The 14476-nt window shown below is 51.0% G+C and carries 12 protein-coding genes; 4 read left to right on the top strand and 8 right to left on the bottom strand.

Annotation, left to right across the window (positions count from 1 at the left end):
- The first annotated feature begins 100 nt into the window (after window positions 1-100).
- Both ygdR and QUE74_RS18480 read left to right on the top strand, forming a co-directional pair.
- Window positions 101-319: a lipoprotein YgdR gene (gene ygdR / locus QUE74_RS18475; RefSeq protein WP_000758655.1), complete on the top strand. Its 219-nt coding sequence runs from the start codon at window positions 101-103 to the stop codon at window positions 317-319.
- A gap of 107 nt (window positions 320-426) precedes the next feature.
- Window positions 427-1467, top strand: a complete 1041-nt coding sequence (locus QUE74_RS18480; protein WP_001199299.1) for an NADP(H)-dependent aldo-keto reductase — start codon at window positions 427-429, stop codon at window positions 1465-1467.
- Window positions 1468-1498: 31 nt separating this feature from the next.
- On the opposite strand, the gene lplT is transcribed toward QUE74_RS18480, so the two are convergent.
- Entirely contained in the window at window positions 1499-2692 is a 1194-nt protein-coding gene (gene lplT / locus QUE74_RS18485; RefSeq protein WP_000004610.1) for a lysophospholipid transporter LplT, read from the bottom strand.
- Window positions 2685-4844, bottom strand: a complete 2160-nt coding sequence (gene aas / locus QUE74_RS18490; RefSeq protein ID WP_000899029.1) for a bifunctional acyl-ACP--phospholipid O-acyltransferase/long-chain-fatty-acid--ACP ligase — start codon at window positions 4842-4844, stop codon at window positions 2685-2687. The genes lplT and aas overlap by 8 nt, the downstream gene beginning before the upstream one ends.
- A gap of 585 nt (window positions 4845-5429) precedes the next feature.
- On the opposite strand from aas, the gene galR reads away from it, so the two are divergent.
- On the top strand, window positions 5430-6461 hold the full coding sequence (galR, locus tag QUE74_RS18495) for an HTH-type transcriptional regulator GalR (protein ID WP_000201042.1): 1032 nt from the start codon (window positions 5430-5432) through the stop codon (window positions 6459-6461).
- 6 nt (window positions 6462-6467) lie between these two features.
- Here galR and lysA read toward each other — a convergent pair whose 3' ends face one another.
- Window positions 6468-7730 (bottom strand): diaminopimelate decarboxylase, encoded by a 1263-nt coding sequence (gene lysA, locus QUE74_RS18500; RefSeq protein WP_001120735.1) that lies wholly within the window; start codon window positions 7728-7730, stop codon window positions 6468-6470.
- Window positions 7731-7851: 121 nt separating this feature from the next.
- Here lysA and lysR point away from each other — a divergent pair, with 121 nt between their 5' ends.
- Window positions 7852-8787: a DNA-binding transcriptional regulator LysR gene (lysR, locus tag QUE74_RS18505; RefSeq protein WP_000741808.1), complete on the top strand. Its 936-nt coding sequence runs from the start codon at window positions 7852-7854 to the stop codon at window positions 8785-8787.
- Here lysR and ygeA read toward each other — a convergent pair.
- The 5 genes from ygeA to QUE74_RS18530 all read right to left on the bottom strand — a co-directional run bounded on the left by ygeA (window position 8774) and on the right by QUE74_RS18530 (window position 14423).
- Window positions 8774-9466, bottom strand: a complete 693-nt coding sequence (ygeA, locus tag QUE74_RS18510; RefSeq protein WP_000848650.1) for an amino acid racemase — start codon at window positions 9464-9466, stop codon at window positions 8774-8776. The two genes, lysR and ygeA, sit on opposite strands and share 14 nt — an antisense overlap.
- A 128-nt stretch (window positions 9467-9594) precedes the next feature.
- Entirely contained in the window at window positions 9595-11013 is a 1419-nt protein-coding gene (araE, locus tag QUE74_RS18515; protein ID WP_001364469.1) for an arabinose-proton symporter AraE, read from the bottom strand.
- A 314-nt stretch (window positions 11014-11327) separates the two neighbouring features.
- Window positions 11328-12089 (bottom strand): 2-dehydro-3-deoxy-D-gluconate 5-dehydrogenase KduD, encoded by a 762-nt coding sequence (kduD, locus tag QUE74_RS18520; RefSeq protein WP_000603526.1) that lies wholly within the window; start codon window positions 12087-12089, stop codon window positions 11328-11330.
- A gap of 29 nt (window positions 12090-12118) precedes the next feature.
- Window positions 12119-12955, bottom strand: coding sequence for a 5-dehydro-4-deoxy-D-glucuronate isomerase (gene kduI / locus QUE74_RS18525; RefSeq protein WP_000383251.1), 837 nt, complete (start codon window positions 12953-12955; stop codon window positions 12119-12121).
- A 286-nt stretch (window positions 12956-13241) separates the two neighbouring features.
- Window positions 13242-14423, bottom strand: coding sequence for an acetyl-CoA C-acetyltransferase (locus QUE74_RS18530; protein ID WP_000656039.1), 1182 nt, complete (start codon window positions 14421-14423; stop codon window positions 13242-13244).
- Window positions 14424-14476 lie beyond the last annotated feature (53 nt).

Raw genomic sequence — 14476 nt, forward strand, 5'->3', positions numbered from 1 at the left:
CCTGTTACCCTCACAGTTTAAGATTTTCCTGCTTTCAAGATATATAACGTCGGTTTATAAAAAGACTATTATCATAGGTGGGCCAAATGAGGATAACCGGATGAAAAAATGGGCAGTAATAATTTCTGCAGTCGGACTGGCGTTTGCTGTTTCCGGGTGTTCCAGTGATTACGTCATGGCGACCAAAGATGGCCGTATGATTTTGACCGATGGAAAACCTGAAATTGATGATGATACCGGGCTGGTGAGTTATCACGATCAGCAAGGTAACGCGATGCAAATTAACCGTGATGATGTTTCGCAAATTATTGAACGTTAAAAAATAAGGTCAGCATCCGGCTGGCCTTAAGATTTTTCGCTTTCCCTTTTCCCTTCCCTCTGCCATTTTTATATTCCTTATGTCGTGATTATAAAAAGGAAACGGCTATGCAATATCACCGTATACCCCACAGTTCGCTGGAAGTCAGCACGCTGGGGCTTGGCACGATGACGTTTGGTGAACAGAACAGCGAAGCCGACGCCCACGCACAACTCGACTATGCCGTCGCTCAGGGCATTAACCTTATCGACGTTGCCGAAATGTACCCAGTGCCGCCGCGCCCCGAAACGCAAGGGTTAACCGAAACCTACGTCGGTAACTGGCTGGCAAAACATGGCAGCCGCGAAAAGTTAATTATCGCTTCCAAAGTGAGCGGACCGTCGCGCAATAATGACAAGGGCATCCGCCCGGATCAGGCGCTGGATCGGAAGAATATCCGCGAAGCTCTGCATGACAGCCTCAAGCGCCTGCAGACTGATTACCTCGATCTTTATCAGGTGCACTGGCCGCAGCGCCCAACCAACTGCTTCGGCAAACTCGGTTATAGCTGGACAGATTCTGCCCCTGCGGTTTCGCTGCTGGATACGCTGGACGCACTGGCAGAGTACCAACGCGCGGGGAAAATTCGTTATATCGGCGTATCGAATGAAACTGCATTTGGCGTAATGCGTTACCTGCATCTGGCGGACAAACACGATCTGCCGCGTATTGTCACCATTCAGAACCCCTACAGTCTGTTAAACCGCAGTTTTGAAGTGGGTCTGGCAGAAGTCAGCCAGTATGAAGGGGTTGAGCTGCTGGCCTATTCGTGTCTGGGTTTCGGCACGCTGACCGGGAAATACCTCAACGGTGCAAAACCTGCTGGCGCACGTAATACGCTCTTTAGCCGCTTCACTCGCTATAGCGGTGAGCAAACGCAAAAAGCCGTCGCGGCGTATGTTGATATCGCCAGACGTCATGGCCTGGATCCTGCTCAGATGGCGCTCGCTTTTGTACGCCGTCAACCGTTTGTTGCCAGCACTCTGCTGGGCGCAACCACGATGGAGCAGCTGAAAACTAACGTCGAAAGTTTGCATCTGGAGTTAAGCGAAGACGTATTAGCTGAAATTGAAGCGGTGCATCAGGTTTATACTTATCCGGCACCATAAGATTAACGCCGGTTAAAACCGGCGTTAAAGATTAATGACGGCGCTGCCAGATCCACAGCGCCGTTATTGCCAGCGCAAATAGCGCACCGAAGCCAATGCCAATGGGCACGACCGGGATGCCTACCATTACCGCCAGCGAGTAAATGCCCAGCATCAACAACATGGCGCTGTTTTCGCCAAGGTTTTGTACTGCAATTGCATTCCCCGCCCCGACGCTTTTTTTACCCCGTTCCTGTAGCAACGCATTGAGCGGAACGACAAAAAAGCCCCCCAGCACGCCAATCAGCATCAACAAGGCATAGGCTGGCAGCAGCTCGTGTTGCAGGGAGAAAATCAGTACCACCACGCCAATCAAAATCCCGGCAGGCATACAGCGTGAGACGGTTTCCAGCGTAACCAGCTTCGCTGCCGCACCTGCGCCAACTACGATACCAATCGCTACCATCGCATTGAGATAGGTCGGCGTGGCGTTATCGGTAATACCCAGCGCCACCGGTACCCACAGCACCAACAGGAAACGCAGCGTAACGCCCGCTCCCCAGAATAAACTGGTACCCACAAGCGAAAAACGCGTTTCACCATTGCGCCATAGCGAGGTGCAGGCATTCAGGAAACTGCGGGTCATGTTAATGAGATTCCAGGACTGCCCCGGACGCGCCGCCGCCAGTTTGGGAATGTAGATATTGGCAACGACCGCCCCACCGTAGGCCAGTGCGCATGCGGCCAGGGCAACCAGGACATGCCAGTCAGCCAGTACACCACCGGCTACGGAACCGAGCAAAATCGCCGCAATGGTAGACGCTTCCATTAAACCGTTAGCTTTTACTAACTTACTACCCGTGGTTAATTCGCCGAGAATACCGTATTTCGCCGGGGAATAGGCTGCCGCACCAACACCCACCAGCGTATAGCCGAGAAACGGATTGATGCCAAAGCAGATACTGGCTGCGCCCAGCAGCTTCAGGCCGTTGGCAAACATCATCACCCGACCTTTGGCGAAGCTATCTGCCACCTGCCCGACAAACGGCGCAAAAAGAATGTAAGCACCTACAAACACCATTTGCAGAATGGGCTGGCTCCACTCCGGATAGAACTGCGCTTTCAGTAACGCCAGAGTGGCAAACAGCAGCGCGTTATCGCCAAACGCAGAGAGAAACTGCGCCACGATAACCGCTTTCATCCCCTTCGACCACAACGAAGTGTTAGTGTGCACTGACTCACTCATCGTGTTGTTCCGCTTCGTCTACCCAGCTTTTCAACGTGACAAAGTCAGGTTTGCCGCTGCCAAGTAATGGCATCTGTTTCAGATAGCGAATATCGCGCGGTACAGCAAGCTCCGGCACGCCGTGCTCGCGGGCATACTGTTGTAACTTATCGCGCGTCAGTTCGTTATCTGTGGTGAAAAGCACCAGTGCCTCGCCTTTGCTGGCATCGCTCTTAATCGCAGTGGCATGGACTTTATCTGGCGAAACGCCAAGTGCCAGTTGTTCCACCATTTCCAGCGACACCATTTCGCCTGCAATTTTGGCAAAGCGTTTTGCGCGGCCCTGAATCTGCACAAAGCCCTGCTCGTCAAAACGCACGATATCGCCAGTGTCATACCAGCCGCGCTCCATTTCGCCGCGAACATTCTCGGCGGTGGGCACTTCCAGTACACCAGGCTTCTCCACCCGCAGATAGCCGTTCATTATGTTCGGCCCTTTCAGTTGCAGGCGTCCGCCGTCTTCGATACCAGGAACCGCCAACAGGCGCGCATCCATTCCTGGTAGAATACGCCCTACCGTACCAGGTTTCGCCGCCATCGGTACGTTGATGGAAACGACTGGCGCGCACTCGGTCACACCGTAACCTTCAAGGATGCGCAGGCCAAATTTATCCTGCCAAAGCTGTTTGGTACTTTCTTGCAATTTCTCTGCGCCTGCCACCACATAGCGTAGACGATAGAAGTCATATGGGTTGGCGAAACGCGCGTAATGACCGAGGAAAGTCGAGGTGCCGAACAACACGGTGCAACTGCGGTCATACACCAACTCCGGCACAATGCGGTAATGCAGCGGGCTTGGATAAAGAAACACTTCTGCGCCTGTGAGCAGTGGCGTAAACAGACCTACTGTCAAACCAAAGGAGTGAAACAGCGGTAACGCCGACATAAAGCGATCGTTGGTAGTGAAGTCGGCAATCGTTTTAATCTGCTCGACGTTCGCCAGAATGCTTTTATGGCTATGGACCACGCCTTTTGGATGGCCTTCAGAGCCGGAGGTAAAGAGGATAAGCGCCTCTTCTTCTGGCTGCTGTTTTACCTGTGCCAGACGCGGCATCAGCAAATGAGCGAAAATCCACACTTTGTCGGCAGTGGTGACATCTGCTTTTAAATCTTCCAGATAGACCCAGCGCACCTGAGTAAGTTGCTCTGGCAGATGCCAGAGTTTGCCTTTATCGAGAAACTGACGGGAAGTGAAGATGGTTTTGATTTCAGCTGCCGTAATGGCGCTGGTCAGCCCTTTTACCCCAGCGGTGTAGTTCATCATTGCAGGAATGCGACGACGGGCGATGGCCCCAAAAATCACTGCCGCACTGATGCCTGCATTGGGCAGCATTAAGCCGATGCGTTCGCCTTCAACACTGTATTTTTCAAGGATGCGTCCAACAAACAGCGTTTTAGTAAGCAATTTGCGATAGGAGTCTGGGGTAAAGTTAACGTCTTCGACACATTTCTTCCCGGCTCCGAAGCGGTACCTTGCGCTCAGTAAAGATTCGTACAGCGTTTCACGCGGGCGCACCGCCATACGCGCTTCCATCATTATTTGATGCAGCATTTCGCCAGCGATTTTGCGACGGTCACGGGCACGCGGCGCATCCGGCATCTCCACCTGCGTTGGTGGCAAAATATGCAGAGTAATTTGCGGAAACAAGCGACGTTTAACCAGACCTTTCAGGCGGCTGAAGTGCGTAAGTTCCGCCCCTTCAATACGCACAGGAATAACCGTTGCACCAGACTTCGCCGCGACAAATCCCGCGCCATCGTAGATTTTCATCAGCGAGCCAGTGGTGGTGATGCGTCCTTCAGGGAAAATCACCACTGGTCGGCCCTGTTCCACCAGACGTACCAGATGTTTAATCGCCATAGGTTGCGTCGGGTCGAGAGGAACAAAGTCGATAAATGATTTCAGCCAACGCATATACCACTGTTGGCTTATTGAGGTATAAACGGCAAATACCGGACGTACGGGTAAAAACAATGCCAGCAGTATGCCATCAATAAAAGAGACGTGATTAGGCGTAATTAGAACGCGCTCGCCCTTCAGTGCCTTGGTGTCACCCGTAACGCGAACGCGATACAAAACACGGCACAAATTTCGAAAAAAGCTAAAAAGCATTCCAACTCCCTTTGCTCTGATTCAGTAAAAGCGAATGGAGGGAGATTACACGAGATAAAGAACGCGAGCGACAGTAAATTAGGTGCGAAAAAAAACCTGCGCATCCGCGCAGGTTGGTGCAAGAGACAGGGTACGAAGAGCGTACCGAATAATCTCACCAATCAATACCTCTGGGATCTTGATTGTGGTCTGCACAACGACTCTTCGCCAGCGAGAAAACGCAAAGGAATGAAGGGAAATGCAACGAGGTGTGTAAATTGTCGGTTACTGTTACAGATTGATGGCCGGCAAAAAAAAACCTGCGCATCTGCGCAGGCTGGTGTAATTCATGTGCTCAACCCGAAGTTGACTTCACCTATCAATACCTCTGGGACCACCACTTTAGCAACCTGAAGCCAAACGCAACCAGCGGTCAATCGCAACAGCGTTTCGCAAAGTGTAACCAAAGGTTTGCAATCTCTTTTTTTGTCTTATTTATTTGCGTTTGGCTCACATTCCCACGATGAAAACACGTCGCCACTTGAACCAACAGGTATTTTCCGTAACACTGACAGAACGTAAGCGTTTACCCACTAAGGTATTTTCATGGCGACCATAAAGGATGTAGCCCGACTGGCAGGCGTTTCAGTCGCCACCGTTTCCCGCGTCATTAATAATTCACCCAAAGCCAGCGAAGCTTCCCGACTGGCTGTGCATAGTGCAATGGAGTCTCTTAGCTATCACCCGAACGCCAACGCCCGTGCGCTGGCGCAGCAGACCACTGAAACGATCGGTCTGGTCGTTGGTGATGTTTCCGATCCGTTTTTCGGTGCAATGGTGAAAGCGGTCGAACAGGTGGCTTATCACACTGGTAATTTTTTATTGATTGGCAACGGTTACCACAACGAGCAAAAAGAGCGTCAGGCCATTGAGCAACTGATCCGCCATCGCTGCGCTGCGCTGGTCGTCCATGCCAAAATGATCCCGGATGCCGACTTAGCCTCATTAATGAAACAAATGCCCGGTATGGTGCTGATCAACCGCATCCTGCCTGGCTTTGAAAACCGTTGTATTGCTCTGGACGACCGTTACGGTGCCTGGCTGGCAACGCGTCATCTAATTCAACAAGGTCATACCCGCATTGGTTATCTGTGCTCTAACCACTCTATTTCTGACGCCGAAGATCGTCTGCAGGGTTATTACGATGCCCTCGCTGAAAGTGGTATTCCGGCCAATGATCGGCTGGTGACATTTGGCGAACCAGACGAAAGCGGCGGCGAACAGGCAATGACCGAGCTTTTGGGACGCGGAAGGAATTTCACTGCGGTAGCCTGTTATAACGATTCAATGGCGGCGGGTGCGATGGGCGTTCTCAATGATAATGGTATTGAAGTACCGGGTGAGATTTCGTTAATTGGCTTTGATGATGTGCTGGTGTCACGCTATGTGCGCCCGCGTCTGACCACCGTGCGTTACCCAATCGTGACGATGGCGACCCAGGCTGCCGAACTGGCTTTGGCGCTGGCTGATAATCGCCCTCTCCCGGAAATCACTAATGTCTTTAGTCCGACGCTGGTACGTCGCCATTCAGTGTCAACTCCGTCGCTGGAGGCAAGTCATCATGCAACCAGCGACTAACCGCAGTTAAAGCAATTCCAGCGCCAGTAATTCTTCAATGGTCTGGCGTCGGCGAATCAACCGCGCCTGACCATTATCAAACAGAACTTCTGGTAACAGCGGACGGCTATTGTAGTTGGATGACATTGATGCGCCATATGCCCCTGTATCATGCAGTACCAGATAATCACCTGCCTTCACTTCCGGCAAGGCGCGGGTTTCGACATTTCCCCCTTCCTGCTGGGTAAAGACATCGCCCGATTCACATAACGGTCCGGCGACGACGGTTTCCACCGTTGGTGCATGTTCCAGAGAACGACCATCAGATGCCAGGGCACTGATATGGTGGTAACTACCGTACATTGCCGGGCGCATCAGATCGTTGAACCCGGCATCAACCAGCACAAAGTGGCGGCTACCCATTTGTTTGACGCTCCGCACTTGAGTAATTAATACGCCAGCCTGCGCTACCAGAAAGCGACCCGGTTCAATTTCCAGTTTCACAGGATGGCCCAAATGGCGGGCGATTTGCTCACGCGCAGCATTCCACAGACCATAATAATGTTCGGTATCAACCGCCTCTTCACCCTGTTGATAAGGAATAGAAAGCCCACCGCCCGCAGAAATAGCCTGTAAATCCTGACCAAATTCGATGACCTGACGCACCATAGCACCACACACCTGCTCCAGATGTGCGTAATCAACGCCGGAACCAATATGCATGTGAACACCGACCAGCTGCAGATGATGACGTTGTATCAATTCCAGTGCGGCTGGCAGGTCGGTATACCAGATGCCGTGCTTGCTGTTTTCGCCACCGGTATTGGTTTTTTGGCTATGCCCGTGACCAAACCCCGGGTTAACACGCAGCCATACCCGATGCCCTGGCGAAACCTGACCCAGTTGGTCGAGCATATCAACAGAACCCGCATTCACCGGAATTTGCAATTCACTGACGCGTTCAAGCGTCGCCTGATCGATAACATCTGCCGTAAAAACAATATCATCGGGGTGCGTTTGCGGATTGTAACCCGCCACCAGTGCACGCTCTATTTCGCCTAACGAGACGGAATCCACTTTTACGCCCTGCTCACGCATTAGGCGCAAAATATGAATATTGGAACAGGCTTTCTGTGCAAAGCGCACCACATCAAACTGTTTCAGCGCTGCAATCTGCCGACGAATAATTTGCGCATCGTAGACCCACACCGGGCAGCCAAATTCTGCGGGCAAACGCAGCAGATTTTCGGCGGTGAGGTCGGTATCGGTGCTGAACAGTGAATGTGGCATAACAAACTCCAGATAAGTGCTTTTTTATGATTACGCCACATCATAAAAAGAATAAAAAATATCGATTTATGTCGAGTCTATGCAAAAATGATATGGATTACCGGATTGCGAGAGAGCGCTAATGGCCGCCGTTAACTTACGTCATATTGAAATTTTTCATGCGGTAATGACCGCCGGAAGCCTGACTGAGGCGGCACACCTGCTACACACCTCACAGCCAACCGTCAGCCGCGAACTGGCGCGCTTTGAGAAGGTGATCGGGCTGAAATTGTTTGAGCGCATACGTGGACGATTACATCCTACCGTGCAAGGACTGCGTCTGTTTGAAGAAGTGCAACGATCCTGGTACGGACTGGATCGCATTGTCAGTGCCGCAGAAAGTCTGCGCGAGTTTCGCCAGGGAGAACTGTCTATTGCCTGCCTGCCGGTCTTTTCGCAATCTTTTTTACCGCAGCTCCTGCAACCCTTTCTGGCACGTTATCCCGATGTCAGCTTAAATATCGTGCCGCAGGAGTCACCGCTACTTGAAGAGTGGCTCTCGGCCCAGCGTCATGATTTAGGACTCACTGAAACGCTCCATACGCCTGCGGGAACAGAACGTACCGAATTACTCTCTTTAGATGAAGTGTGTGTGTTACCTCTGGGTCATCCGCTGGCGGTAAAAAAGGTATTAACGCCGGATGATTTTCAGGGTGAGAACTACATCAGCCTTTCCCGTACTGACAGCTATCGCCAGTTGCTGGATCAATTGTTTACTGAGAATCAGGTTAAACGACGCATGATCGTAGAAACCCACAGCGCCGCGTCAGTCTGCGCAATGGTACGGGCGGGGGTAGGTGTTTCGGTGGTTAACCCGCTCACCGCACTGGATTATGCGGCAAGCGGTTTAGTAGTGCGGCGGTTCAGTATTGCGGTTCCGTTCACCGTCAGCCTGATCCGCCCCCTGCACCGCCCGTCATCAGCGCTGGTTCAGGCGTTTAGTGAGCATTTACAAGCGGGATTACCGAAACTGGTCACTTCTCTTGACGCTATTTTGTCGTCAGCTACGACAGCATAAAAGCGACAGCATCCTCGGCATGGATCGCCGCGGTATCAAACACAGGCAGAACACTGCGCTCGTCTGGCACCAGTAAACCAATTTCCGTACAGCCAAAAATGACACCCTGTGCGCCCTGTTCTGCAAGGCGAGCAATCACTTGCGCATAATAAGTGCGTGACGCTTCGGTAAATTGCCCCAGACACAGTTCTTCAAAAATAATCTGATTAATTTTCGCCCGTTCATCCGCTTCAGGAATGAGACAGTTGATGGAAAATTGTTCCGTCAGCCGCCCGCGATAAAAATCCTGTTCCATGGTGTAACGCGTACCCAGCAGCGCCACACGAGTCATCCCAGCCCGGATAATTGCACGTCCAGTGGCATCCGCTATATGTAAGAAAGGCAGAGAGCAACGAGACTCAATGGCATCCGCCACTTTGTGCATCGTATTGGTACATAACACAATGCCTTCTGCGCCCGCCCGCTGTAAGCCAAGCGCCGCCTCAGCCAGAATATCCCCGGTTTTGTCCCACTCGCCGCGACGCTGGCACTCTTCTATTTCATGAAAATCGACGCTATGTAGCAGCACTTGCGCAGAGTGAAGCCCACCAAGCCGCTGTTTAATACCTTCATTAATCAGACGATAATAAGGAATAGTGGATTCCCAACTCATTCCTCCCAGCAAACCAATTGTTTTCATTCCTCTCTCCTGATGTGTGTTACCGCAACAAGGCTGAATAAGGAACGAGACAAACGCCTCAACGGCCAGGTGCCCAATCTCTATTAACGAAAAAGGGGCCGGATGTACAGCACATCCGGCCCGTGAAATCAGACGCCGATATTTCTCAACTTTTCGCCTGCCATCAGTTTGCGTTCGATATGTTCCAGCGTGACATTTTTGGTTTCCGGAATGAGCCAGAAAGTGATGCCCACAAACGCAATGTTCAGCGCAGTGTAGAGCCAGAACGTACCGGCAGCGCCAATGCTATCAAGCAGTGTCAGGAAGGTCGCGCCGATAATCATATTCGACACCCAGTTTGTCGTCGTTGAGCAGGTGATGCCAAAATCGCGGCATTTCAGCGGCTGAATTTCAGAGCACAGGATCCACACCACTGGCGCAGCGCTCATCGCATAACCGGCAATACACATCATCGTCATGCCAACAGAGAGCCAGGACAAGCCACTGGAAGCCGTACCGTTATCAAACTGCATCAGGCAATAGCCCAGCACCAGAGTGCCTAACGCCATCACGCTGAAACCAATTTTCAGAGCCGGTTTACGCCCTGCTTTATCTACCGTAAAGACCGCAATGAAGGTGGCGAACATAAAGGTCAGCCCTACGACCAGAGTCGCAATCATCTGTTGTTCTGTGGTCGTAAAGCCCGCCATTTTGAAGATACGCGGCGCGTAGTACATGATGATGTTCATACCGGTAAACTGCTGCATCGCCTGCAACAACATACCGAGAAACACAGCACGACGGACGTTACGGTTGATCTTAAACAGTGCCCAACCGCCCTGTTTTAACTTCAGGCTTTCACGAATTTCGTTGAGTTCTTCTCGCGCTTTTTCCGACGTATCGCGCAGCATACGCAACACTTCTTCCGCCTCAATATGACGCCCCTTTTCCGCCAGCCAGCGCGGGCTATTTGGCAGGAAGACCACCAGAATAATCAGCAGGACTGCTGGTAAAGCAAGAACCCCCAACATTGCGCGCCAGTTACCGCTATAACTGAACGCTGTATCGGATAAAAACGCCAGCACGATGCCGAGTGTGACCATCAACTGGTACATACTGATCATCTTACCGCGAACGTTTTCACTTGCCATTTCAGAAAGATACAGAGGAGCGGTGTAAGACGCGATCCCGACAGCAATGCCCAGCACCACACGAGCGGCGATTAACATCTCTACGCTGGTCGCAAAAGCGGACCCTATCGAACCGAGCACAAAAAGGATAGCCCCCGCCATCAGGCTGTATTTACGCCCCAGGCGGAACGACAGCCACCCATTAAACAGCGCACCAATTGCTGCGCCGAGCATCATGCTACTGACCACCCATTCCTGCAAACGGCTGGTCAGCACAAAGTGTTCGGTAATGAACGGCAAGGCTCCGGCGATTACGCCGATATCAAGACCAAATAACAATCCTGCGACCGCAGCAGCTACCGAAACAAACATATTCATACGCCGCGTATCCCGCAAAGAACGTGGCGTTAAAGCAGATTCCGTATTGATAGTAACCATTTTTTCCTGCCAGCAGAGAGTAAGACATAGTGAAAAAATACGTGAACAATTCACACAGGTGTCAGGTCGGAAATAGCATAAATATGGATTAAATTGCTGCGACATGTCGTTATGTGATGGATATTCCAATTTTCAAATTAAGTTGAATTATTGAGATTATTATTAACCAACTAATTTTAAAGCAGATAAAATTCATAAAGTTCACTAATTGATAATTGATATGGATTATTTCATAACCATGATATGGATTATGATGATCTACAGGTATAAAAAACCCTGCCATGCGGCAGGGTCATAAAAGTAAGAAGAATGGATTAACGAGCCAGCCAACCGCCATCCACGGCAATGGTATAACCATTCACATAATCTGAAGCACTGGAGGCAAGAAACACTACCGGCCCCATCAGGTCACTCGGCAGTCCCCAACGGCCAGCTGGAATGCGGTCGAGAATTTCCGCGCTACGTTGTTCATCTGCCCGTAGTTGTTGAGTATTGTTGGTCGCCATGTAACCCGGAGCTATCGCATTAACATTAATGTTGTGTTTAGCCCATTCATTCGCCATCAATCGCGTCACGCCCATCACGCCGCTTTTTGATGCGGTATAAGAAGGCACACGGATCCCGCCCTGGAAGGAGAGCATTGACGCGATATTGATAATCTTGCCGCCATTGCCTTGTGCGATAAAGTGTTTCGCCGCTGCCTGAGACATGAAGAATACGCTCTTGATATTCAGGTTCATGACATCGTCCCAGTCTTTTTCGCTGAACTCGAGAGCATCTTCGCGCCGAATCAATCCGGCGTTATTCACCAGGATATCAATATGACCAAACTCAGCTACCGCGCGATCCAGCAGTCCAGGAATACCATCAATCTTTCGCAGATCGGCGGTCAGGCTTAAAAAACGACGCCCCAGCGCCGTGACCTGCTTGATGGTTTCAGTCGGTTCAACGATGTTAATGCCGACAATGTCACAGCCCGCTTGCGCCAGCCCCAACGCCATCCCCTGACCCAGTCCAGTATCACAACCAGTGACGACCGCAACTTTACCTTCGAGAGAAAATGCACTTAAAATCATAACAATACCTTATTCGTTTATGCCCACAACTAGCGCAAATCTTTAACGGCCACATGGTCCATATCATCAAAGACCTGGTTTTCACCGACCATGCCCCAGATAAAGGTATAAGCTTTGGTTCCGACACCGGAATGGATCGACCAGCTCGGGGAGATCACCGCCTGCTCGTTATGCATCACAATATGACGCGTTTCTTGCGGCTGCCCCATCATGTGGAAAACGCAGGCGTCATCATCCATATTGAAATAGAAATAAACTTCCATCCGGCGCTCGTGGGTGTGACACGGCATGGTGTTCCACAAGTTACCCGGAGCCAGCTCCGTCAGCCCCATACTCAATTGGCAGGTTTCCAGCACATCCGGGACAAAATATTTGTTAATCGTGCGACGGTTGCTGGTGAGGTTATCGCCTAACGTGACTGGAGATACTTCGTCCGGTGTGACTTTTTTGGTGGGATACGTCGTATGCGCAGGTGCGCAATTGTAATAAAACTTCGCCGGAGTAGCGGTATCAATACTGGCAAAGACAACTTCTTTTGCGCCTTTACCAACATACAGGGCTTCGCGGTGACCGATTTCATAGCATTGACCATCGACGGTAATCGTACCGGCACCGCCAATATTGATAACACCTAACTCGCGACGTTCCAGGAAATAGCTTACCCCGAGTTGTTTACCAACTTCCCCGCCAACGGAAACCGTTTTAGTTACCGGCATAATGCCGCCAACAATAATACGGTCAATGTGGCTGTAAACCATGGTGTACTCATCGGCGACAAATACCTTTTCAACCAAAAATTCATTGCGCAACCCCTGGGTATCCAGCGTTTTTGCATGCGCACTGTGGATGCTTTGTCTTACGTCCACATCAACCTCCGATAATCAGTGAAGCGTGAAAATAGAAAACGATAGTGAAACGCTGTTTCGTTTTCTCTATAAGGGGATGATATGCCCACAGGATAGGGTTTTCAATTAAAAATAAAACAATGTTTCATTTTTAAGGTGAGGACTGAAGAAAGTGCAGTGTCGATCACGAATATGTCATGAGAATGGAAAAATCAGGGAGCCCTGAAAATGTATGTCGACTCGCCAGCCACCATTATTCAACAGATTAATGACGGCTGATATTTATCGGTAAGGAGGAAATGCAGAGCTATTCGTCACGTTCAATGGTCAATGCCACGCCCTGGCCCCCGCCGATACAAAGCGTAGCCAGTCCTTTGCGGGCATTACGTTTCACCATTTCATGAACCAGAGAAACCAGGATTCGGCAACCGGACGCGCCTATTGGGTGACCGAGCGCGATCGCGCCACCATTAACATTGACCCGACGCTCATCCCATTCAAGCATCTTGCCAACCGAAAGCGCCTGAGCAGCAAACGCTTCATTAGCCTCAATAAGATCGACATCAGCCAACTGCCAGCCGACACGTTCCAGGCAACGGCGTGTCGCATACACCGGCGCAATGCCCATTAATGCCGGATCTACACCAACGCTGGCAAATGCGCGAATGCGGGCAAGCACGGGTAAATTCAACGCTCGCGCTTTGGCTTCGCTCATCATCATTACCGCAGCTGCGCCATCGTTTATGGATGATGCATTACCCGCTGTCACAGAACCGAGACTATCAAATGAAGGATTTAAACGGGCCAAGCCTTCTGCACTGGCGTCAGTGCGTGGCTGTTCATCGGTATCAACAACCAACGCCTGACCGTTACTTTGGGTCATTACCGGGACGATTTCATCTTTAAATCGTCCGGCGTCAATCGCCGCTCGCGCTTTTTGTTGCGAGCTAAGTGCGTAAGCATCCTGCAACTGACGGCTGATGCCATATTCGCGAGCCAGATTTTCGGCGGTGACACCAATATGATAATCATTGAAGGCATCCCACAAGCCGTCATGCACCAGACTATCAACCAACTGGCTATTGCCAAGCTGTGCACCGGTGCGGCTATCTGTAAGAACGTGTGGTGCGCGGCTCATGTTTTCCTGGCCACCGGCGATGACAATATCCGCCTCGCCACACTGGATCGCCTGAGTAGCCAGATGCAGTGCTTTAAGCCCGGAACCGCAAACGTCATTAATAGTGATTGCAGAAACGCTGTTAGGAAGACCACCTTTAATAGCCGATTGCCTTGCCGGATTCTGCCCTGCCCCTGCAGTCAACACCTGACCAAGAATCACTTCATCCACCGCATATGCAGAAACACCGGTACGTTCTATTAACGCTTTCACGACCAGGCTGCCAAGTTCCACGGCGGAATGACCCGCTAACGCACCACGAAAACAGCCGATAGGTGTCCGTAACGCCCCGACAATCACAACGTCTTTCATCACAACCTCGCACCAATTAACAGTGCAATAGTAAATGATTGTTAATTACAGTT

The sequence above is a fragment of the Escherichia sp. 10290 genome (assembly GCF_030295155.1).
GTDB lineage: Bacteria > Pseudomonadota > Gammaproteobacteria > Enterobacterales > Enterobacteriaceae > Escherichia > Escherichia coli_F.